Source organism: Chryseobacterium sp. SIMBA_028 (assembly GCF_046535285.1).
Lineage (GTDB): Bacteria > Bacteroidota > Bacteroidia > Flavobacteriales > Weeksellaceae > Chryseobacterium.
This window is the reverse complement of sequence record NZ_JAWRWZ010000046.1, coordinates 1-600: the sequence shown is the minus strand read 5'-3', so window position 1 is coordinate 600 and position 600 is coordinate 1. Positions and strand designations below refer to the sequence as shown.

Annotated in this window: 1 protein-coding gene; it reads left to right on the top strand. The window is 30.2% G+C overall.

Going from position 1 to position 600, the window contains the following annotated elements; genetic code table 11:
- Nucleotides 1–12 precede the first annotated feature (12 nt).
- A partial coding sequence (locus tag SCA31_RS22445; protein WP_410699272.1) for a restriction endonuclease subunit S occupies nucleotides 13–600 on the top strand: 588 nt, incomplete at its 3' end.

Here is a 600-nt window from a genome sequence, read left to right as displayed (position 1 = left end):
AATGTTCCCAATTTGAGATTTCCGGGGTTTGATGGGGAGTGGGAGATTAAGAAGTTGGGGGAAGTTATGGACTTCAAAATAACCAATTCCTTTTCTCGTGAGAATTTAAACTATGAATTAGGTACCGTAAAGAATATCCATTACGGAGATATCCATACTAAATTTAAAACTTTATTTAATATTAAAAAGGAAATAGTACCATTTATAAATGAGGAAATGAATCTGAGAAGAATTTCAGATGAAAATTATTGCAGAGAAGGTGATATTATATTTGCAGATGCATCTGAAGATTTGAATGATGTAGGTAAAAGTATCGAAATCATCAATATCAACGGTGAGAAATTATTATCAGGATTACATACATTATTAGCAAGACCAAAAGCAAATATTTTTCATTTGGGTTTTAATGGATATTTATTCAAATCCAATCAAATTAGAACACAAATTCAAAAAGAATCTCAAGGGTCAAAAGTTTTAAGCATCAATGTTGGGCGTATTTCAAAAATTGATTTATCATTTCCTGCTGTAGTAGAACAGGAAAAAATTTCTACTTTATTCAGCTTGTTGGATAAACGTATCCACACCCAAAACAAAATAATT